The organism is Streptomyces sp. NPDC003379 (assembly GCF_053589195.1).
This window is the reverse complement of sequence record NZ_JBSFRK010000003.1, coordinates 199,262-221,818: the sequence shown is the minus strand read 5'-3', so window position 1 is coordinate 221,818 and position 22,557 is coordinate 199,262. Positions and strand designations below refer to the sequence as shown.

General features: G+C 73.6%; 5 protein-coding genes. 1 reads left to right on the top strand and 4 read right to left on the bottom strand.

The genetic code is table 11. The annotated features are described in order from the left end of the window. The first annotated feature begins 13 nt into the window (after nucleotides 1-13). Nucleotides 14-283, top strand: a complete 270-nt coding sequence (locus tag ACWDVB_RS04640; RefSeq protein ID WP_451513910.1) for a hypothetical protein — start codon at nucleotides 14-16, stop codon at nucleotides 281-283. 82 nt (nucleotides 284-365) lie between these two features. Here ACWDVB_RS04640 and ACWDVB_RS04635 read toward each other — a convergent pair whose 3' ends face one another. Genes ACWDVB_RS04635 through ACWDVB_RS04620 form a run of 4 tightly spaced genes read right to left on the bottom strand, consistent with a single transcriptional unit; the run spans nucleotide 366 to nucleotide 22,552 of the window. After that, nucleotides 366-2,927, bottom strand: a complete 2,562-nt coding sequence (locus ACWDVB_RS04635) for a type I polyketide synthase (protein WP_451513911.1) — start codon at nucleotides 2,925-2,927, stop codon at nucleotides 366-368. A 9-nt stretch (nucleotides 2,928-2,936) separates the two neighbouring features. Beyond that, complete coding sequence (locus tag ACWDVB_RS04630) at nucleotides 2,937-4,085, bottom strand: OzmP (protein WP_451513912.1); 1,149 nt, start codon at nucleotides 4,083-4,085, stop codon at nucleotides 2,937-2,939. Nucleotides 4,086-4,130: 45 nt separating this feature from the next. Next, nucleotides 4,131-7,733 carry an amino acid adenylation domain-containing protein gene (locus tag ACWDVB_RS04625; protein WP_451513913.1) on the bottom strand — a complete coding sequence of 1,201 codons (3,603 nt, stop codon included), beginning with the start codon at nucleotides 7,731-7,733 and terminating at the stop codon, nucleotides 4,131-4,133. Further along, entirely contained in the window at nucleotides 7,730-22,552 is a 14,823-nt protein-coding gene (locus tag ACWDVB_RS04620; protein WP_451513914.1) for an SDR family NAD(P)-dependent oxidoreductase, read from the bottom strand. The genes ACWDVB_RS04625 and ACWDVB_RS04620 overlap by 4 nt, the downstream gene beginning before the upstream one ends. Between the last annotated feature and the right edge of the window lie 5 nt (nucleotides 22,553-22,557).

The following is a 22,557-nucleotide window of genomic DNA, read 5'->3' as shown; positions in this document are numbered from 1 at the left end:
TAGCGTCGCTCGCATGAAGACTGAACCGCAGAGGTACGAGATCCTCCTCGTCCCCGAGTTCGCCGGGGACGGCAGCGACACCAGCGACAGCCGCGGCGTCCTGCGTTCCGCCGTCGTGGTGGCCACCGGCGAGACCGGCGCCTCCGGCTATCCCCGGTACACGGGGGACGGCATGGAGGCCGACATCGACCCCGCGACCCGCGCCGTCGAGGCCCTGCTCGTCGACGGGGCCGAGCTGGACTACGGGCTCTCCGTCCGGGTCGCGGACGCCCAGGACGGCTGAGCCCGCGGGCCGGTACCCGCGGGCTCGATCACCGGGTGGCACCCGTCATCAGGTGGCGCCCGGTCACCAGGTGGTGTTGCCCTCACGAGCCCCCGGGGCGGCGCGCGGCCGCCCGCTGGGCGCGGCGCGACACCCGGCCCTCGGCGCCCTGGGCGGGGGCCGCCGACGGGCTGTCCTGGCTGATGCCCAGCTCACCGCAGAGGTCGCTGACGAAAGACCGCACCGTGGGGTACTCGACGAACGCCGACGAGCGCACCGGGTGGGCCAGTTCCTCGCCGAGTTCGGCGATGACCTCGATCAGGATCAGCGAGTCCAGGCCCATGTCGAACAGGTTGGTGTCCAGGTCCACGGTGCGTGGGTCCGGTGTGCCGAGTACCGCGGCGATCTCCTGCCGGATGAACCCGGTGAGCAGGGCGGTCTTCTCCGCGTCCGACTTCCCCTCGAAGCGGTCCCGCAGCGTCTCGCCCGCAACCTGCGCGACCGGTGCCGCGCTGCCGTGCGGCTCGATCCAGTGCCGCCGGCGCTCGAAGGGGTAGGTGGGCAGCGGCACCCGGCGCACCCGTTCGCCCGCGTGGAACGCCGCCCAGTCGACCTCCTCCCCCGCGGTCCACAGCCGCCCGAGGACGTCCAGGAGGAACGCCGTGCCGACGGTGGAGGCGGACGCCTCGGGCAGCAGGGCGACGGCAGGCCGTCCGGCCCCGGCGGCGTGCTGCGCGCCGGTCCGCTCCAGGAGGCGCAGCGCCGGATCCGGGAGCGCCGTGCGGTCGGCGGCGACCACCGAGGTCCGCACGCCCCAGCCGGCCAGCGTCCGCAGCGTGGCGTACTGCACGGCGAAGGACGACGACGGGTTCCGCGCACGCAGCAGTTCACGGGCGCCGCCCGGTGTGCCGAGGTCGGCCGCGCACTGGTCGAAGTGTTCACGGAAGGCCGGATTCTCCTCGTACAGCGCCGTGGCATGTCCGGGGGCGCCCTCCCGCGCGTTGCCGAGCAGTTCCAGGACCGGCTGGTCGGCGGTGGGGTCCGCGCTCAGGAGGCGGGTCTCGTCGCCGAGGGCCAGGGCGAGCGCCGCGTCCCGTACGTCGGTGGCGACGAGCGCGCGCCGGTAGGTGTGGGCCCGGCGCCCCACCGCCAGGGTGTGGGACACGTCGGGCAGGTCGAGGTCGCCGTGCCGGCGCAGATGGCGGGCGAGGCCGGCGGTCGCCGCGTCGAGGGCGGCGGGCGTACGGGCGGAGAGGACGAGGAGACGCGGGCCGCTGTCGGTGTGGGGCGCGGCGGGCGGGGCCGGGGGCTCCTCCACGATCACGTGGGCGTTCGTGCCGCCGATGCCGAAGGAGCTGACGCCGGCGCGGCGCGGGGTCGCCCCAGCGGGCCACTCCTTGGTCTCGGTGCCGACGTGGAACGGCCCGGCCGCGAAGTCGATCTCCGGGTTGGGCGAGTCGAAGCAGAGGCTGGGGACCAGGGTGCGGTTCCTCAGCATCAGGACCGTCTTGATCAGGCCCGCCATGCCGGCGGCCGTGTCCAGGTGGCCGACGTTGGTCTTGACCGAGCCGATCGCGCAGGACGCGGGGGCGAGCGTGGCGCCGTCGCGGCCGAACGCCTGGTTCAGCGCGGCGATCTCGATCGGGTCGCCGAGCGGGGTGGCGGTGCCGTGCGCCTCCACGTACGAGATGGTCTCCGGGGCGCAGTCGGCGATCTGCTGGGCCTCCGCGATGACGGCGGCCTGCCCCCGCACGCTCGGCGCGGTGTAACCGGTCTTGTCCGAGCCGTCGTTGTTGACGGCGGTGCCCTTGATGACGGCGTGGACGGTGTCGCCGTCGGCCAGCGCGTCGCTCAGACGCTTGAGGACCACGACACCGACGCCGTTGCCGATGACGGTGCCCTGCGCCTTGGCGTCGAAGGCGCGGCAGTGGCCGTCGGGCGAGAAGATCATGCCCTCCTGGTGGAGGTAGCCCTCGCCCTGGTCGGCCTGGATGTGGGCGGCGCCTGCCAGGGCCATGGTGCAGTCGCCGGAGAGCAGGCTGAGGCAGGCCAGGTGCACGGCCACCAGCGAGGTCGAGCAGGCGGTGTTCGTGCTGACGCTGGGGCCCCGCAGGTTCAGCTTGTACGAGGTGCGGGTGGCGACGAAGTCCTTGTCGTTGGTGATCATCATGCGGTAGCGGTCCACGGACGACGCGGTGCGGTAGCGCTCGCCGAGGTTGTGCAGCAGGTAGGTGTTCATGCCGACGCCGGCGTAGACACCGATCTGCTGGTCGTCGCGGTGCGGGTCGTACCCCGAGTGTTCCAGGGCCTGGAGCGCGCACTCCAGGAACTGGCGCTGCTGCGGGTCGATCAGCTCCGCCTCGTCCTGGGTGATGCCGAAGAGCCCGGCGTCGAACTTGTCGGCGTCCTCGACGATCTGACCGGCCTTCACATAGCGCTCGTCGGTCAGGAGCCGTTCGCTCACTCCGGCCGCGCGCAGCTGTTCGTCGGAGAAGTAGGTGAGGGTCTCGCGGCCCTCGCTGAGCACGCGCCAGAACTTGTCGGGGGTGTCGGCGCCGGGGAACCGGCAGGCGAGCCCGACGATCGCGATGTCCGCGTCCCTGACCTCCGGGCCCGGATCCGTCCGCTCCGCACCCGTGCCCTGCTCTATTCGCTGGTCGTTCATCTGTTCTCCTCAACCCACCTTGATACCGAGGTCCGCGGCGACCTTGCGCATGTCCAGGAACGTCTCGGCGATGAATGCGGCTCCGTCGTCGGTGGTGTCCATCTGTTTGAACAGCTCCACCAGCGCCGCGCGGTGCTGCTCGCGGTCCCCCTCGCCCGCGCCGATCTCCAGGACCACCTGCTTGAGGCGTTCCTCGACGTCGGGCAGGTTCAGGGAGCGCGGGAACTTGATGCTGAAGGTGGAACGGTCGTAGTCCTTGTTGCGGCTCACCGCCCGGGTGTAGCTCGACGCGTTGAGCTTGTAGAACATGCAGTCCCAGTTCTTGAACGAGTAGTAGTTCAGAAGTGGGAACAGCGTGCAGTGCGTCTCCATCGGCGACGAGGCGTAGAGGCCCTTCTCCTTCAGTTCCGCGACCATTTGGTCCGGGTCGTAGTCGTGCCGCATGGCGATGAACGGAAAGACAATTTTGGGGAGTTCGTCGTCCTCGGCGAAGAGGATCTCCTCGATCTCGCCGTTGAACAGCTCGCTCGCGAGCCCGGGGCCGAAGGACTTGTAGAAGCCGCGGACCACTTCGCGGACGTTCGACTCCATCGTGAGGATCTGCTGCGGATCGGCGCACAGGGCGATGTAGGGAATGCGCTCGCGATAGGCGTGCAGGATGGCACGGATCACGAAGAAGGTGCGGCAGGAGACGCAGGGCAGCTTCTCGTCGAGATACTGTCCCGGCTTCTTCGGGCGGGGCCGGTTGAAGACGTCCCGCATCATCTTCTTGATGTTGTCGTCGTCCGCGTCCACCACGAAGGTCGCGGGCAGTTTCTCCTGCGCGAGCTTGATGTTCTGCGCCGCGTGCGTGCTCTCGAAGGGAACGTCGAAGGTGTACGCGAGAGTCCGCTTGCCGTACTCGTTGACGAACTTGTCCAGCATGTACGTGCTGTCCTTGCCGCCGCTGTACATGAAGAGGCAGTCGAACTGGCCGCGCGGGTTCGGCGGCGCGGCCTGGAATTCGGCGAACACCTCATTGGTGTATTTGTAATTGACGAGCAGATCACCCGCGACGTCCAGGTTGCACAGATTGCAGACCTGCTCGTCGTCGAGAACGACTCCCGGATGCCCGTCCTTGAGTGAGCAGATCTTGCAGCGGACGATGGTCGGTTCCACGATGCCTCCTTGAAAGATGTGCCGGCTGCCCGGCCACTGGCGGGCTCAGCGTTCGGCGCCGGACCTCCGTCGGCGCGCTCCGAGCAGGGACCTGTCGCGGCCCGACGGCTGCCGCCCGTGCGTCGGCGACGATGGCGCCGGCTGCCCGGCCGCCGTCCCGTCGTCGGCGAGGTGGCGGGCCATCGCCCGGACCGTCGGGTGACGGAACATGTCGAGACGGCTCAGCGAGGGGCGCAGCTCCGCCCTGAGCCGCGCGACGACATGCGTCAGCCGCAGCGAATCGCCTCCGGCGTCGAAGAAGTTGACGTCGACGGCGACTCCCTCCAGGCCGAGCGCGCTCTCCCAGATCGCGGCGATCCGCCGCTCCAGCGCGCCCTGCGGAACCGCGTCCCCGGCCTGCCCGGCGAGGGCCGCCGCGCTGTGGGGCGCGGGCAGCGCCTTGCGGTCGAGCTTGCCGTTCGGTGTCAGCGGCAGCGCGGGAAGCGCCACGACGGTTCCGGGAACCATGTACTCGGGCAGCCGCGCCCGTATGTGGTCGCGCAGTTCGGCGACCGTGGGGGGCTGTCGCGCGCCGTCGGCCACGAGGTAGGCGACCAGGCGGCCGCCGCCTGGTTCGTCCTCTTCGTCCTCGCGTACGACGACCGCGGCCTGGGCGATCGCGGGGTGGTCGCGCAGGACGGTCTCCACCTCGCCGGGCTCGATGCGGTAGCCGTGCAGTTTGACCTGGTTGTCGACGCGGCGCAGGTATTCCAGACGTGCGTCGGGCAGCTGCCGCACCAGGTCGCCGGTGCGGTAGACGCGGCCGGGCGCGAAGGGGTCGTCGAGGAACTTCTCCGCGGTGAGCTCGGGCCGCCGGTGGTAGCCCTCGGCCACCCCGTCGCCGCCGATGTACAGCTCGCCGGGGACGCCAGGTGGCACCGGCCGCAGCCGCTTGTCCAGGACGTACATCCGCGTGTTGGCCAGCGGGCGGCCGATGGTGACCGGACGTCCGGCCTCCACCCGGTCGACGGAGGACCAGATGGTCGTCTCGGTCGGCCCGTACATGTTCCAGACCCGGCCCGCGCGGCGGACGAGAGCGGCGGCGAGGTCGTCGGGGAGCGCCTCTCCCCCGCACAGGACGGTCAGCTCGGTGCCACCCTGCCAGCCCGCGCCGATCAGCATGCGCCAGGTGACCGGGGTGGCCTGCATGACGGTGGGCCGGTACGCCTCGACCAGCTCGCGCAGCGCGAACCCGTCGGCGGCCGTGGCGGCCGGGGCGACGTGCACCTCGCCGCCCGTGACGAGGGGCAGGTACAGCTCCAGGCCCGCGATGTCGAAGCAGGCGGTGGTCACGGCGAGCAGGGTGTCCGTGCGGCCGAATCCGGGCTCCTTCGCCATGGAGCACAGGAAGTTGGTGAGGGCCCGGTGTCCGATCCGTACGCCCTTGGGCAGGCCGGTGGAACCGGAGGTGTAGATGACGTACGCCGGGTCCTTCGCGGACGCCCGGTCGGGGAAGGGCCCGGCGGCCTCCGGGGGCCGGTCGCCCACCGGCTCCTCGCCGTCGCTCGCGTCGATCTCCACGGCCCGAGCCGGGCAGTCCTGGGGCAGCGCGGGGGCCAGCGCGGACTCGGTGAGCACCAAGAGCGCCCCGGAGTCGTCGAGCATGTGCCGGATCCGGCCGGGCGGATAGACCGGGTCCAGCGGCACGTACGCCGCGCCCGTCTTCAACACCCCGAGCAGTCCCGTGAGCAGGTCGGCCGAGCGGTTCAGGAAGACCCCGACGAGGGTGCCGGGGCCCGCGCCGAGGCGGGCGAGGCGGTGGGCGATCCGGTCCGACGCGCGGTCGAGTCCGCCGTAGGTGAGCACGGTGTCGCCGGACCGGACGGCGGGCGCGTCCGGCCGGCGGCGGCTCCACTCCGCGAAGAGCTGGTGGACGCACCGGTCGCTGGGGTAGTCGGCGGCCGTGTCGTTCCACGCTTCGAGGACCTGGCGGCTCTCGTCCTCGCTCAGGAGCGGCAGCAGACCGGCGTCCTCGTCGGGCCGTTCGACGGCGGTCCGGAGGAACTGCCCGAAGCGGTCGGCGAGTTGGTGCGCGGCGTCCGCCATGCGGGGGTCGGCCGGTTCGAAGGAGACACTCCGGGGCGGCTCGTCGGCCCCGCCGAGCCGTACGGTCAGTGCGGCCCCGTCGGACACTCTCGCCGGCCCACGCCCGTCGCTCAGGTCCACCACGATCGGCAGAGCGGCACCCGAAAGCGCGGACCGCTCACGCAGCCGGGGGTCACGCAGGTGCACACCACGGAGCGGGGCGCCGCGCCGGGCCAGGTCGGCGAGATGCTGGGCGACCGCGTCCTTGAGCGCGGTCAGCGGGTGCCCCGCCGCCTGGATCCCGGGGGCGCGGAAGGGTACGTCGGGCAGCAGCGGGGCGGGAAGGCCGGTGCCACCCATCCGGGCGGGGAGGCGCAGGCCGACGTCGTGGCCGCCGGGGTGTTCCCCGGTCATGCGGGCGAGGAACAGCAGCAGCGCGGCGAGCAGCCAGGCGGTGGCCTCCTGACGGTCCATCGCGAGGATTTGGTCCGGGACCTCGGCTCGCGCGAGCGTCCGGGCGCCGGGGGGCGTGCCGTCGCCGTCCGTTTCCCGGGTGCCCTGAGCGGGCCAGGGCACCTCTAGGGGCGTCCGGTCGGTGAGCCGCCGCAGCCAGTACGTCTCGTGGCGGCGCGCCTCGCGGGCGGAGGAGGCCCACCGCTCGCAGGCGGCGTCGTCGAGCTCCGTGAACCGGTCGCCGGGGCGCAGCTGCGCCGCCCCCGCGTCCGACGGTCCGCCGCCCAGGTCGACCAGCTCCGTCAGCCGCACGTCGAGGTCCGTCGTGGCGACGACCACGGCCGGGCCGTCGACGGCGACCACGGTCCCGGGCGGGCTCGTCGAAGGGCACGCGGTGACTTCCGCACCCCGTACGGCGAACAGCCGCCCGCCGAGGGCCAGGAGCGCGAGGCCGAACACGTTGCGGTGCGGCCCCAGGGTGGTGGCCCGCACCAGCGCGTCGAGCTCCCTGGCCGGTCGCCGCCACGAGAAGAGCCCTTCGCGGGGCGGGCCGTCGTGCAACCCGTGGTACGTACGCCGGGTCAGGTCCTGCGGGGTACGCGTGTGCGTGCCGGAGGCGAGTTCGTCGACCAGCTCGCCGAAGGAGTCGGCCGCCGCCTCGTAACACGTGAGGTTGAGCGTGTACGCGGTGTCGTCCGGCCTGACCGGCACGGCCCGCTGCTTGAGCACATCGCCGGTGTCCGCCTCCCGCTCCATCACGTGCCAGGTCACGCCGTGCTCGGTCGCGCCCTCCAGGACGGCCCAGCTGGTGGCGTGCAGGCCGGCGTGGCGCGGCAGCAGCGCGTCGTGGAAGTTGACCGGCATCCGCTCGGGCAGCGCCAGGACCTCGGCGGGCAGCATCCGCAGGTTGGTGACGCTGAACAGGTACGCGAAGCGCAGCGGTCGCAGTCGTCGCGCGAGGTCACGGCCGGGTTCGACCACGGTGAGGCCGTGCCCCGCCGCCCAGCGGCGCAGTCCCGGGTCGGCGGCGACCACGGCGGTCACCTGGTGGCCCCGCGTCAGGAGGTGCTCCCCGCACTCGGCGAGGAGTGGCTCCTCGCCGATCAGGACGGCGCTGAAGGGGGTGGTCATCGCTGCTCCTCCTGGTCTTGGAGAACGGTGCTCAGCTGGTGGAGCAGGCGGTCGACCTCCGCGTCGGAGAGGCGGTCGACGATCTGCTCCAGCCCGGTCGCCGGTTCCTCGGCGGCCGCCTCGGCCTCTGCGTCCCTGTCGGTGTGCCGGGTGGCGAGGTGGCGGGCGAGGCGTTCGATGGTGATGTGCTCGAACAGCAGGGTCGATGGGAGCGGCCCGTACTCCTGCTCCAGCTCCTTGGTGAGGCTCAGGACGACCAGCGAGTCGACCCCGTAGTTCTCGAAGGTGGCCTTCGAGTCGAGGAGTTCCTCGGGCATCTCGAGAACGCGGGCGAAGACCGCCTTGACCCGGCGTTCCTCGGCACCCGCCGGTTCCGCCGCCGATGAGGTCGCGGACGCGGGCACGGACGCGGGCACGGGCACGGTCGTGGACACGGGAACCAGGCCGTCGCTCTCCGCGACCAGCACGCACTGGTACGTACCGCCGTCCGGGCTCGGATGCGCCACGACCTTGCGGAAGCCGTTCTGGGCCAGTACGTCGCGCCAGGCGGCGCTGGCGAGCAGCGGTGACCTCGGCAGCCGGTACTCCGCGTCCTCGAAGAGCCACCAGCCGGTGGCGAGGCCGAAGATGAGCGACATCTGATCGCGCAGCTCGACTCCTTCGTTGACGATCAACAGGCCGTTCATGCGGAGCAGTTGCTTGGTGTGCGCCAGGGTGCGGTCGATGCTGCCGGTCGCGTGGAACACGTTGGTGCCGAGCACCAGGTCGTAGCCGCCGGGCTCGATGTGCTGCTCCTGGGGGTCGCGTTCGATGTCCAGCACGCGGAAGTCGGCGAACGGGTGGTCGGCGCCGAAGCGCTTGCGGCCGTGCCGCACGAATCCGTCGGAGACGTCGGTGTAGACGTACTCGACGTGGCCGCCGTGGCCCGCTTCGGCGATCCCGCGCAGAACGCGCGCGCTGGTTCCGCCGGTGCCCGCGCCGACTTCCAGGACGCGGACGCGGTCCCCGGGGCGGCTGCGCAGGCGCTCCTCCACGTACCGCAGCACGGTGTCGGCGACCTGGTCGTTGCACCGGTCGGTGACGGGGTCGCCCGCGTAGACGGCCCCCACGAGGTCGAAGGAGCCGCCGGGGAAGAGCACGTCCATGTGGCCGCGCCTGCCGGTCAGGACGTCGGGCAGCGCGTCGAGGCAGCGGAGCAGGAGGGCGGTCACCGGGCCCGACTCCAGGTGCCGTCCCGTCAGTTCACGTACCACTTCAGCGGGTTGCTCGACGCAGCGCCGCAGCTCGGCGTCGTCGATGCGGTCCGTGGTCACCAACTGGTCGTTCTCCGTGCGGAGATACCCGCCGCGCGAGAGGACATCGACCAGCAGGTCGAGCAGCCGCTCCTGACCGGCGGCGACGCCGAGGCGGGTGCGGAGGCCGTCGCGGGTGTGCCGCTCGCCGGGCCGGTGCAGGACGCCCATGGTCCGCATGACGCCGACCAGGAGCCGCCGGGCGAGCCGCTCGGTCTCCGCGGAGGCATTCTCGGTCCCCGGGTACGACGTGCTGACGCCCCGCCCGGAAGGCGGCACCGCCAGCGCGGCCGCCGCGGGACGCTGCCGCGGCTGCGGACGCAGCACGGTGTGCGGGTCGACGCCGAGGCCGGCGAGGATGCCCGGCTCGGCCTTGACCACCAGCGCCTGCGGCAGCTCACCCGACAGGACCCGCTCGACGGCTGCCATGCCCTCCTCGGCGCTGATCGGCCGGATACCGACGGCGGAGAGGCGGCTCAGGACGCGCTCCCGGTGGGCGTCGCCCGCCGCGTGCCAGTAGCCCCAGTTGACGACCCGGACGGGGTAGGGCGCGGTGTGTGCCGCGCCGAGGGCCCAGGCGTCGGCGACATGGCAGCCCGCCGCGTATCCGGCCTGGCCGTGGTTGCCCTCCAGCGTGACCGCGGAGGAGTAGAGCAGCGCGAAGTCCAGCTGTTCGCCGCGCAGCGCGTGGAACATGCTCCACACCGTGGCGGCCTTGGCCTCCAGAGCGCTGCGCAGCTCCGCTTCGGCGAGGTCCCTGATGGGCTTGTCGATCAGCACCATCGCGGAGTGGATCACGCCGTGCAGCGCGCCGAAGCGGTCCTTGGCCTCGTCGACGACGCGCCGCAGCGCCGCCGGGTCGGTGGCGTCGCACGGTACGTACAGCACCTCGGCGCCCAGCTGTTCCAGCGCCGCGAGGTCGGCGCGGCGCCGCTCGTCCGGGGCGCCGCGCCCGATCAGGACGAGGCGGGCCCGGTAGGTGCGGGCCAGGTACCGGGCGGTGTCCCGGCCGAGCACCCCGAGGCCGCCGATGACGAGGTACACCCCGCGCTCGCGGAAGCGGGTCGGGGCGGCGGGCAGTTCCACCTCTTCGAGGCGGCGCACGCGTCGTACGCCACCGCGCAGGGACACCGGGCGGACCTTGGCCTGCTCAGGCTCGGCCAGCAACGGCGGTACCACGTCGGCGAGTTCACTCCCCCGCACGTCCAGGCAGGCCGTGGTCAGCTGGGGGAACTCCTTGGCCGCGACCTCGCAGAAGCCGATGAGTCCGGCGGCCGCGGGACGCACCCGGTCGCCCTCGCCGAGCGGCAGCCCGTCGGCGGTGAGCACCTTGAGGCTCAGGGGCCGGTCGAGCATTCCCGCGCGGTCCAGGCCCCGCGCCAGGCGGTACAGGGAGACGACGCCCCGGTCCTGGGCCTCGCTCAATTCCGCCGCGCTCCGCGGAGGTTCATCGGGGCCGCCGACTCCGAGGAAGTACACGAGGTCGATGTGCGGGGCGCGGGCCAGGGCCTCGTCCACCTCCCGCTCGCCGAGGCCGCCGGCTCCGATGTCCAGGCGTACGTGCTGTGTGTCCGGGTGGGCCGCCTCCAGCGCGTCCGTCAGGTGCGCGGCCTCCGGCGGGGCGACCGTCAGGATCGCTCGGGGTGCGGTGGTGTTCTCCCGTGGGGTGGGCGGGGGCGCGACCGCCCAGCGGGGCCGGTAGTCGATGCCGGGCGCCGCCTTCAGCTCCCGCAGGGCCAGACCTGTGATCCGTACGCAGACGTGGCCCTCGTCGTCGGTGATGGTCACGTCGAATCGGTGGGATCCCAGGTCACGGACGTGGGACCAGCCGTCGGCGGGCACCGGGGCGTGCAGTTCGACCCGGTCCGCGGCGAACGGCAGGAGCGGCCGGGCGCCCACGTCCACCCTCCCGGCGAGCAGCAGGTCCAGCGGGTGCAGTGCGGCGTCCAGCGTGCCCGGGTCGAGCGGGCCGGGGCGGGTCCCCGCGTCGCCGGGCCGCTGCTCCGGTCGGCGCAGCCGGGCGAGCGCCGTCCGCTCGCCGGTCCAGGCGCGCGCGACGCGCCGGTAGTGGGGGCCGTAGGGCAGGCCGCGCCGCCGCAGCCCCTCGTAGAGCTCCTCGTGAGTCACCTGGCGCGTGCACTCCGCCTTGATCTCGTCGATCGCCAGGGGTTCGGGGCGGTCCGGTGCGGTGCCGAGGACCTGGCCGAGCGAGTACACGGTGTCGTCGCCGCTGGCGGCGTCGGTGAGCCGGTAGTCGAGTGCCGGGCCGCCGTGCCGGGCGGTGTGCTGCTCGGGGCGGGTCGTGAGGGTGACCTTGGTGCCGCCGTCCGGGACCTGGAGCGGTGCTGTCCAGCGGACGTCCTGGAAGCCGCGCACCGCGCCCTCGCCCAGGGCGCGGACGATCAGATCCAGGTGGCCCACGCCGGGCAGCACCGGGCTCCCTCCGACGACGTGGTCGCGTACGACCGGATCGGTGGCGGCGAGAGCGAGAGCCGACGTGCGCGGCGCCGACGGTGCGGCGGCAGCCGCGGTGCGGGTGACCGGCAGCCAGTGCCGGGGCCTCTCGAAGGGATAACCGGGCAGCGGTACTGTCCGGCACGTGGCGGACGTACGCGCGTCAAGGGCCGTCCACTCGGAGAAGGCACCGGAGACCCAGAGCCGGGCGAGCCGGGTGGGGTCGCCGTCGGCGGCCAGGGTGCGCAGGAAGTCGGGGCCCGCCCCTTCGGTGAAGACGTCCGCGAGCGCGGTGTGCTGTTCGGCGTTGCCGAGGATCGCCCAGGGGCCCGCGTCCCCGGCGGCGAACGCCGCGAACTTGTCGGCGGCGTCCGTGAGGTCGGACGCCAGGAAGGCGAGGCGCTCGGGCAGTGCCTCCCGCCCGGCCCGCAGGGTGTGACCCACGTCCGCGAGGCCCACGTCGGCGAGGCCGGGCCGCTCGCGGCGCAGGTGGGCGGTGAGTTCGGCGGCGTACGCGCGCAGCCGCTCGGGGCCGCGTGCCGAGAGCACCATCAGCTCGGGACCGGCGGCGGGCGGCGTGGGCCGGTCCGTGGGGGCGCGGTACTCCTCCAGGATGACGTGCGCGTTGGTGCCGCCCGCGCCGAACGAGCTGACGCTCGCCCGCCGGGGGTGCTCCACGGGCCTTCCGTCGTCCTCGGTGACGGGCCGTGGCCAGGCGGCGAGTTCGCGCTGCACACGGAACGGCGACCGGGTGAAGTCGATGATCGGGTTGGTCTCCTCGGAGTGCAGCGAGGGCACCAACTCGCCGTGTGCGAGCTGGAGTACGGCCTTGGTCACCCCGGCGATGCCCGCGGCGCCCTCCAGATGGCCGATGTTCGACTTCACCGAGCCGAGGGCGACGCTGCCCGGGTCGAGGGGGGTCCCGGCGAAGGCCTGCCGCAGGGCGGTGTGCTCGATCGGGTCGCCGAGGGCGGTCCCGGTGCCGTGCGCCTCGACGTAGCCGATGGTGCGCGGGTCGATGCCCGCCCGGTCCAGGGCCTCCTCGACGAGCGCCTGCTGCGCCTGCGGGTTGGGCACGGTGTAGCCGCCGGTGCGGCCGCCGTGGTTCACCGCCGTCGCCTTGATCACGGCGTGGATGTGGTCGCCGTCGGCGACGGCCTCCGAGAGCCGCTTGAGCAGCACGGCGCCGACGCCCTCGCCCGGCACATAGCCGTTGCCGCCGGCCCCGAAGGACCGGCAGTGCCCGTCGGTGGAGAGCATCCGCATCCGGCTCAGGTGGGCGTACTTCGAGGGGTGTACGGATACGTTGACGCCGCCCGCCAGGGCGTAGCGGCACTCGCCCCCGCGCACGCTCTCGCACGCCTGGTGGAGGGCGACCAGGGACGCCGAGCACGCCGTGTCCACGACCACGCTGGGGCCGCGGAAGTCACCGAAGTAGGAGACCTGGTTGGCGATCGCGGAGCGGTTGGCGAGGACCGTGTGGTGGTTGCCCTTGGCCGCCTCCTCGGCTGCGAGCTGGGCGTAGTCGCCCCACATGACGCCGGCGAAGACCCCGACGTCGCGGCCCTGGCCGCCGTAGCGGGGGCGCGGCAGGCGGGACGGCGGGTAGCCCGCGTTCTCCAGCGCCGACCAGGCGGCCTCCAGGAAGAGCCGCTCCTGGGGGTCCATCAGCTTGGCCTGGGACGGCGGGATGCGGAAGAACAGCGAGTCGAAGGCGTCCACGTCCGCCAGGAATCCGCCCCACCTGCCGTAGCTGGCGCCGGGCGTCGCGTGGTCGCCGTCGAAGTGGGCGTCGGCGTCCCAGCGCTCGCGCGGCACCTCGGTGACCGCGTCGTGGCCCCGGCGCAGGTTCTGCCAGAACTCCGTCAGGTCGCGGGCGTGCGGGTAGCGGCCGCTGATGCCGATGACGGCGATGTCGTCGTCGGTGGCGGCGGGTTCGCGGGCGGGCCGGGGCGGGGCGGTCGGCCGCTCCTCGACGGACGCCGCGACGCGCACGGCGTCCGTCGGGGCGGCCTGTGGTGCGGCGGGGAACAGCACCCGTATCGCGTCCCCGTGTTCACGCAGCAGGTGCTGCGCGAGTTCGTGCACCGTGCGGTACTCGAAGAGCAGGGTTCCGCGCGCGCCGGGGAAGTCCCGGTCGAGGTGTTCGTCGACCTCCATGACCAGGACGGAGTCGAGGCCGTAGGCGTCCAGGGCGGTGTGGTCGTCGATGCGCTCCGCCGCCAGGCCGAGCACGTCGGAGAGCATGCCTCGTACGTGGTCCCGCACCCGGCCGAGCAGCGCCGGGGGCGGTGTGGCAGCGACTGGACCGGTGTTCTCCGTACGGGCCCCGGAGACTGACACGGCGCCGCCGGTGCGCGGGGCCAGCGCCAGGTCGACGGCCCCGGGGTCGCCGATCGCCGGGACCATCCGGGTCAGGCCGGTGTGCCAGGCGAGGTCCAGGGCGCGCACGCCTTCCTCGCCGGTGAACTCCCGCATGCCGGTGCGGCGTCGGTACCCGGCGCGTTCCTCCTCGCCCATCAGGGCGTCCACGCCGCCGATCCGCCACAGCGGCCAGGCGAGCGAAAGGGTACGGCCCGCCGCGCCGCCCTCGCGCACCCGGGCGTCGCGCTGTGCCGCGTAGGAGTCCAGGAAGCGGTTGGCGGCGGCGTACGCGCAGGCGCCGAAGTCCCCGACGACCGAGGCGATGGAGGAGAACACCACGAACAGGTCGAGCGGTTCGTCGGCGGTGAGCGCGTCAAGCAGCCGGACCCCGTGGGCCTTGGCCGCGAGCAGTTCGGTGAAGCGGGCGGCGTCCGCTTCGAGCACCGAGCGCCGGTCGGCGGCGCCCGCGAGGTGGAAGACGCCGTCGAGGTGCCCGAAGCGTTCCTTGGCGCGCGTCACCGCGGACCGCATGCCGCGCGCGTCGGCGGTGTCGGCGGCCACGAGCAGCACTTCGCCGCCGAGCGCCACCAGCTCGTCCGCGGCCGTGCGTGCCTCGGGCCGGTCGGCCGAGCGGCTGACCAGCACGAGCCTGGCCCGGTGCGTCGATGCCAGGTGGCGGGCAAGCTCCAGGCCGATGCCGCCGGTCCCGCCGGTGAGGAGGTAGGTGCCGTGCCGCTTGAGCGGGGTCGCGCGGTCGGCCGTCCTGTCCGTCCGGCGCAGGACGCGGATCTGGCGGCCCGCCGCCGAGTGGCGCACCTCCGTGCCTGCCGACCTGCCGCCCTGCGCCAGTTCGGCGGCCAGCAGCCCCGGCAGCGTGGGCCCGTCGGCGAGCCCGTCCGCGCAGACCACGGTGGACAGCTCGAAGCGCGGCAGCACCCCGGTGACGGAGAGCGCGAAGCCCGCGACGGCTTCCTGGTCGGGGCGCGGCCCGTGCCGCGACTCGGACAGGACGTACGCGCAGCGCGTCCGCCCGGTGAGCCGTACGGTGTCGAGCGCGAGGACGAGGGAGCGCAGGGAGTGCAGCCCGCGCGCGAAGGCTCCGTCGAGGGCGGCCTGCGCCTCGTGGGACGCGCCTTCGCGTCCGTAGGCGACCGGCGTGGTCGTCAGGCCCCACAGGTGGACGACGTCCAGCGAGCGGACGCCGTCGTTCCGAAGGTCTGTCAGGAGCCGTTCGAAGTCGGCCGGGCGGGTGGGGTCGACGGCGTACCGGTCGGGCCCGGCGTGTCGGAACTCCGTAGCGGCCCGTACGTCGATGACGCGCCGTCCGCCGGCCGGCGCGGCCAGGCTCCGTGCGGTCTCACCGCCGTCCCCGAGGACGAGCACGGCGTCGGCGGCGACGGCGGCGTCCGGCGCGAGGTCCTGGTCCTGCCAGACCTGTTCGTAGAAGAAGGGGGTCCCCCGGGTCTCCTCGTCAGCCGGTGCCGTCGCTTGCGTCGGCTGTTCCTGCGGCGCGGCCGCGAGGTGGCGGCCGCCGAAGTTCTCGATGCGGACCAGTTCGGTCCCGGACGCGTCGAGGACGCGTACGTCGAACTGGCGCAGGCCGCTCGCCGCGTCGGCGTGGCGGGCGGGGACGGCGTGGGCGTAGCACCTGCGGGGCAGCCGACCGAGCGGGGTCAGGATGTGCAGCGTGCCGAGGCTGAACGGCACGGCGAGGTCGTGGCTCTCCTCCGGACCCGGCCGGTCGGCCCAGTGGCAGGCGCGCAGCGCGCCGTCGAGCAGCGCCGGGGGGAGAAGTTCCGTCGCACCGTTCCCGGCGGAGTCCGGCTCGGGCAGGGTGAGGCCGACGAGTGCGCCGCCGTCTCCGAAGTGGACCTCGTCGATGACGTCGAAGGCCGGACCGTACGCGAAGCGGGCGGACCGGTAGGCGCGTTGCACGGCGGCGCCGTCCCGGCGCTGGGAGCAGTTCGCGCGCAGCGCGTCGAGATCGACGGTGGCGGCGGGTCCGGGGTGCCCGGCGGGGGGCGCGGACACGGTGCCGCGCACGTGGACGGTGCGTTCCGTGCCGTCCGACGTCCATACGGTGAACGCCAGTTCATCGCCCCGGCCGCCTCGCTCGCTCGTACGGGCCAGGCTGACGAAGACGTCGCGTCGCTCGTCCCCGACCACCACCGGCCGCCCCCACAGCACGTCCCGGAGTTGGAGCGCGCCGTCGAGTCCGGCCAGCGCGGCCGCGGCCCGTGCCATCTCCAGGCAGGCCGCCCCGGCCAGCAGTGCACGGCCTTCGATGAGGTGGTCGCGTACGAGGGGCTCGTCGGGCAGGAGGGTCCTGCGGTAGCGGATCTCGTCGAGGGTGGACTCGTTGGCGTCGAGGAGCGGGTGCGGTCGGACGGGAGCGGCCACCGGGCTGTCCTGCCGGTCGGCGGCGGGCACCCAGTAGCGCTCGCGGGCGAACGGGTAGTGCGGCGCGGGTATGCGGCGCGGCGGGGCGCCCGCGTCGACGGGGAGCTCCTCCCAGTCGGCCGTGCCGTCGCGTGTCCACCGCGCGGCGAGGGCGAAGGCGGGGTCGTTCATGGGCGCGGGCCGGGCGTCATCGCCCGACACGAGTTCCGGGCACGGTGTGCCGCTCCGGTGGGCGCGCAGTGCCCGTACGAGGGTGGCGCCGTCCTCGGCGACGACCGCGAGGCGCCGCTCCATCACCTCGCGGCCGTGTTGCAGCGTGTGGGCGAGGTCCACGGCGCGTACATGGTCGCGTTCGGCGAAGTCGGCGAGGCGGCCCGCGTACTCGCGCAGGCGTTCCGGGTCCCGCGCGGAGAGCGGGAACACCAGCGGCCGGGCGAAGTGCTGGGCGGCCACGGGCGCCTCGGGGCGTTCGGGCCCTTCCGGGTACTCCTCAAGGACCAGGTGGGCGTTGGAGCCGCCCGCGCCGAAGGAGCTGAGCCCGGCGCGGCGGGGCGCCCGACCGGAGTCACCGGCGGGTGCGGGCCAGTCGGCCGCCTCCCGCTGCACCGCGAACGGGGCCCGGCCGAAGTCGATGTTCGGGTTCAGCTCATCGGCGTGCAGCGAGGGGGCCAGCCGCCGGTGCTTGAACTGCAGCAGCACCTTGGTGAGTCCGGCGATACCGGCCGCCGATTCCAGGTGGCCGATGTTCGACTTGACCGAGCCGATGGGCCACCGTCCGCCGTCCGCCCTCGCGGAGCCGTAGACCTTGGCGAGGCCGGCGATCTCGATGGGGTCGCCGAGCGAGGTGCCGGTGCCGTGCGCCTCCACGTAGCCGATGTCCGCCGGGCCGAGGCCCGCGCCGCGCAGGGCACGGCGCACGGAGTCGGCCTGCGCGTGCGGGCTGGGCACGGTGTAGCCGTTCGTACGGCCGCCGTGGTTGACGGCGTGTCCGCGGATCACGCCGTAGATGTGGTCGCCGTCGCGCACGGCCGCGGCCAGCGGCTTGAGCAGGACCGCGCCGACGCCCTCGCCGGGGACGTAGCCGGTGCCCCCGGCGCCGAAGGCACGGCACCGGCCGTCGGCGGAGACGAATCTGCCCTGGCTGAGGAAGACGTACTTGTACGGGTGCAGGGAGAGGTTCACACCGCCCGCGATGGCCACCTCGCTCTCCGCGCCGCGCAGGCTCTCGCAGGCCAGGTGGATGGCGGTCAGGGAGGACGAGCACATGGTGTCGAGCGCGATGCTCGGCCCGTTCAGTCCCAGGGTGTACGAGACGCGGTTGGCGATCGAGGCGAACGACGAGCCGGTGACGCGGATGCCGCCGCGCTCGGCGTCGGCCGCGCCGTAGAGCTGGTACTCGCCGTACATCACACCGACGAAGACGCCCACGGCGCGCCCGGACAGCTCGTCCCTGCGGTAGCCGGCGTCCTCCAGCACGTGCCACGCGTTCTGCAGGAACAGCCGCTCCTGCGGGTCCATCAGCTCGGCCTCGCGCGGGGAGATGCCGAAGAACAGCGGGTCGAAGCGGTCCACGTCGCGCAGGAAGCCGCCCCACTTGGAGGAGGCGCGGCCGCGGGCGGCCGGGTCCGGGTCGAAGTAGCGGTCGTGGTCCCAGCGGTCGGCGGGGATCTCCGTGACGCAGTCGCGTCCCGCGGCGAGGTTCTCCCAGAACTCGTCGATGTCGTCGGCCATGGGGTAGCGGCCGGTGAGCCCGATGACGGCGACCGCGCCGTCGTCGTCGGGACGGGCGGGTGCGGGCTCGCGGTCCGCGCGTACGTCCGCCACCACCGCGGTGGCGCGAGGCTCGGCTTCGGCCACGGCCTCGCGGCCCGCCGCACCCGCCAGTTCACCCAGGCGGTCACGGTGCTCCGCGACGAAGTAGCCCGCCAGCTCCTCCAGCGTCGCGTACTCGAAGAACAGGGTCTTGGGCAGGTCGTCGAAGTGCCGTTCCAGCTCCGCGTTGAGCTGGGTGATGACCAGCGAGTCGATGCCGTACCGGTCGAACGGCACCCGCAGGTCGAGCTCCGCCGCGTCGAGTTTGGTCCGCTCGGCGAGCAGATCGCGCAGGAAGGTGCCCGTCCACTCGGTCAGCTCCGCCTCGGACAGCGCGGCCCCGGCCGCGGACGGCTGTGGCTGCCGACCGGGGCGTACCGGGCTCGGTTCGAGCGCCGCCGCGACGCGTTCCGGGTCGCCGTGGCCGACGAGGAGCGCGCCGCCGTCCTGGCGCAGCGCCTCGTCGAAGGCCGCGAGGCCGGCGGCCGTGGCCATCGGGGCGAGGCCGAGGCGGTGGCGCAGCGCCCGGACGGCGTTCTCGTCCTGGCGCATCCCGCCGTCGAGCCAGAGCGGCCAGCCGAGGGAGAGTGTGCGGCCCGAGCGGCGGCCCGCGGCGACCTGCGCCTGTCGGCGTTCGGCGAAGGCGTCGAGGAAGGCGTTGGCGTACGCGTAGTCGCTCTGGCCCGCGTTGCCGAAGGCGGCGGCGATGGACGAGAAGCAGACGAAGAAGTCCAGGGGGTCGTCGGCGGTGAGCCGGTCGAGGTGGAGCGCGCCGTGCGCCTTGGGGCGTACGACGTCGGTGAACTCCTCCCAGCTCTTGTGCAGCAGATATGCGTCGCGCAGCGTGCCGGCGGCGTGCACCACGCCTCGTATCGCTCCGTGGTCGGCGCGTACGGCGTCGAGCAGGTCGCGCAGGGCGTCCTCGTCGGTGACGTCCGCGCGCCGGAAGGTCACGTCGTGCCCGGCCGTGCGGAGCGCCTCGATGCGCCGCTCGGCGTCCGGCCCCGGTTCGTTCCTGCCGATGAGGACGAGCGGGGCGGCGGCCTGTGCGGCGATGTGCTCGGCCATGGTGAGGCCGAGGCGGCCGGCGCCGCCGGTGATCAGGCAGGCGCCACCGTCCTTGAGCAGCGGTGCTTCGACGGGGGCCGTTTCGAGGCGCCGGTGGCGGCGTACGCGCCGGACGCCGCCGCTGTGCCGTGTCTCGGTCCGCCCGTCGTGCAGGTGGGCCAGTTCGGCGACGAGTGTGGGCAGGGCCGGGGTGTCCGCGTCGACGCCGATCAGACGGTGGGTCAGGCGCGGGTTCTCCAGCGCGGTGCTGCGGGCGAAGCCCGCGAGGGCCGCCTCGGCGGGGCGGGCGCCGTCCGCGTCGGTGCGGTGGGCGACGAGGAGGGCGGTGCGGTGGCCGCCGGGGCGTTCGACGAGCGCCTTGGTGAGCGCGAACACCGCGCGCGGGCCGAGGGTGTCCGACGCGGGTTCGAGGGAATGTGCGGGATCGCTGTCGGCGCACCAGGTGTGCAGGACGGCGGTGGGCGTGAGGTCGGCCTCCGCGAGGTGGTCCAGGAGCGCGGCGAAGTCGGCCTTGCGGGACGGGTCGACGGTGTAGTGGCGGCCGTCCAGCGGCGCGAACTCCTCGCCGGGGGTGACGAGGACGACGGCGGGGTCCGTGGCACCGGCGGCGCGCAGGGCCTCGGTCAGCTCGGTGCGCTGGGCGGGGTCGTGGGCGAGGAGCAGCAGCGGCCCGGCGGGGAGGGGCGCCGGTGTCGTTTCCGCCGTGTGCCAGGCGGCGGCGAACAGGGCGGTCCCGGGCTGCGCGCGGTCCGCACGCAACGTACGGACGGACAGTTCGCGGAGCCTGGCGAGCAGCCGCCCCTCGGTGTCGAGGACCGCGACGTCCGCCTTGGTCTGCTTCTCCCCCGTGCCGTGCGCGGGCAGGGTGACGTGTACGAGGCAGTGCCGGGGCAGGGGCGCGAAGACCTCCAGCCTGCCGAGGGCCAGCGGAAGATATGTGGTGGCGTCGTCCTCGCGGGCGGCGAGCAGGCCGACCACGGCGTGCAGGGCGCCGTCGAGCAGCGAGGGGTGCAGGACGAAGGCGGAGGCGTCGTCCTGGCCGGTCTCCGGGAAGGCGGCCTCGGGCAGTTCGAGGACGCCGAGGGCCTGGTCCTCGCCGCGCCGCAGTTCGCGCAGGGACCGCATGGCCGGGCCGTAGTGGAGGCCGCGCGCCCGCAGCAGTTCGTACAGTTCGGGTGCGGCGAGGCGTTCCGGGCAGCGCTCGGCGAGTGCGGCCGGGTCGACGGGGGCGGGGGCCTCACCCGGGCCGGGGACCGCGAGTTCACCGCGCGCGAAGACCTCGGGCTCGCCCGTGGCTCCGTCCTGGGGGGCGGCGATCGTGAAGCGCGCGCCGTCGCCGTGCGGGGACAGCCGGATGTGCACCGTACGCGGCCCCTGGGCGAACGACAGCGGGCGCTCGAAGGAGATCCTGCTCAGGGCGGGGCCGGTCGGCGCGGTCGCGGGCAGGGACAGTGCTCCGGCGGCGCGGGCCATCTCCAGATGGCCGACGGCGGGCATGATGGGCTCGCCCGCGACGCGGTGATCGGCGAGGTAGAACTCGTCGCCCGTCAAGGTGGTGGCGTAGCGGTGCTCGGCCAGCGTGGAGACGTTGGCGCCGAGAAGCGGGTGCAGGGGCTCGGGCGTACCCTCACCGGCGTCCTCGGGGTCGGCGGCGGGGTCGAGCCAGACCCGTCGGCCTTCGAAAGGGTAGGTGGGCAGCGGGACGCGGCGGCGGCGCTCGTCCGCGTAGAACCGTGCCCAGTCCACGTCCGCCCCGTCGAGCCAGGCGGTGCGCACGGCGTCCAGGAGCGCGCGCCCCGACAGCCCGGCGTCGGGCGTGAACGTCCGCTGTTCGCCCGTGGCTTCGCCGTCGCCGGTGGCGCAGCCGGGCTCGGTGCGCTCCCGCAGGGCGCGGACGGCCTCGGCGCGGTCGGCGCAGATCACGGCCCGGCGGTGGCGGTGGGCCCGGCGGCCCATCGCGAGGGTGTACGCGGTGTCGGCGAGGTCCGTGCCGGGGTCGCGGTCGAGGTGGTCGGCGAGGTCGTCGGTGAGGGTCTCCAGGGCCGTGCGGGTCTTCGCGGAGAGTACGAGCAGCTGCTCGTCCCGCGCGGAGGGGCCGGACGGCTCCTGGCGCGGGGCCTCCTCCAGGATCGCGTGCGCGTTGGTCCCGCCGATGCCGAAGGAGCTCACCCCGGCCCGCAGCGGTCCCTCGCCGGTCCAGGGCCTGGTCTCGGTGTTGACGTAGAACGGCGTCGCGGCGAAGTCGATGGCCGGGTTGGGCCGTTCGAAGTGGAGCGTGGGCACCAGGGAGCGGTGGCGCAGCATCAGCGCGGTCTTGATCACCCCGGCCACACCGGCGGCGGCGTCCAGGTGGCCGACGTTGGACTTGAGCGAGCCGATCGCGCAGAATCCGGTCTCCGGCGTGCCGCGGCGGAACGCGTCGGTGAGCGCGGAGACCTCCACCGGGTCGCCGAGGCGGGTGGCGGTGCCGTGCGCCTCGACGTACGAGACGGTGTCCGGTTCCGTGCCGGACACGGCGTGGGCCTCGGCGATGACGGCCGCCTGGCCCTCCTTGCCGGGGGCGGCGTAACTGACCTTGAGTGAGCCGTCGTTGTTGGTCGCGGTGCCCTTGATCACGGCGTGGATGGTGTCCCCGGCGTCGAGGGCGTCGTCCAGGAGCTTGAGGACGACGATGCCGACGCCGTTGCCCAGTACGGTGCCGCCTGCGTCCGCGTCGAAGGTGCGGACCCGCCCGTCCGGGGAGAGGATCGCGCCCTCCTCGTACAGATAGCCGCGCGTCTGCGGCAGCTTGACCGTGACGCCGCCCGCGAGCGCCATGTCGCACTCGCCGTTGATCAGCCCCTGGCAGGCGAGGTGGATGGCCACCAGGGAGGTCGAGCAGGCCGTCTGGACGCTGTAGCTGGGGCCGCGCAGGTCGAGTTTGTAGCTGACGCGGGTGGCCAGGAAGTCCTTGTCGTTGCCGACCATCACCCTGAAGTGCTCGGAGGTGGTGGTCTGGTCGATGCGGGGCAGCACGTTCTGCTGGAGGTAGGTGTTGATCGCGGCGCCGCCGTAGACGCTGATCAGTCCGTCGTAGCGGCGCGGGTCGTATCCGGCGTCCTCCAGCGCGGTGTGGCAGCTCTGCAGGAAGAGGCGCTGCTGCGGGTCGATGACCTCCGCCTCGGCGGGGGTGAACTCGAAGAAGCCGGTGTCGAAGAGGTCGACGTCGGGCAGGACGCCGTGCGCCTTGACGTACGCGGGGTCCGCGCGCAGCGCCGCCGGGACGCCAGCCTCGGCCAGCTCGTCGTCGCTGAACCGGGCGATGCCCTCGCGGCCCGTCCGCAGCAGCTCCCAGAATTCCGCCACGCTGTCGGCGCCCGGGAAGCGCCCGGCCATGCCGACGATGGCGATGTCGTTCCCGGATACTTCGGTGCCGTCGTGCGAACTCACGGTCG

Excerpts from the sequence above, each read along its gene's own strand:
- ACWDVB_RS04640 (WP_451513910.1), top strand. The coding sequence starts at position 14 with ATGAAGACTGAACCGCAGAGGTACGAGATCCTCCTCGTCCCCGAGTTC.
- ACWDVB_RS04635 (WP_451513911.1), bottom strand. The coding sequence starts at position 2,927 with ATGAACGACCAGCGAATAGAGCAGGGCACGGGTGCGGAGCGGACGGAT.
- ACWDVB_RS04625 (WP_451513913.1), bottom strand. The coding sequence starts at position 7,733 with ATGACCACCCCCTTCAGCGCCGTCCTGATCGGCGAGGAGCCACTCCTC.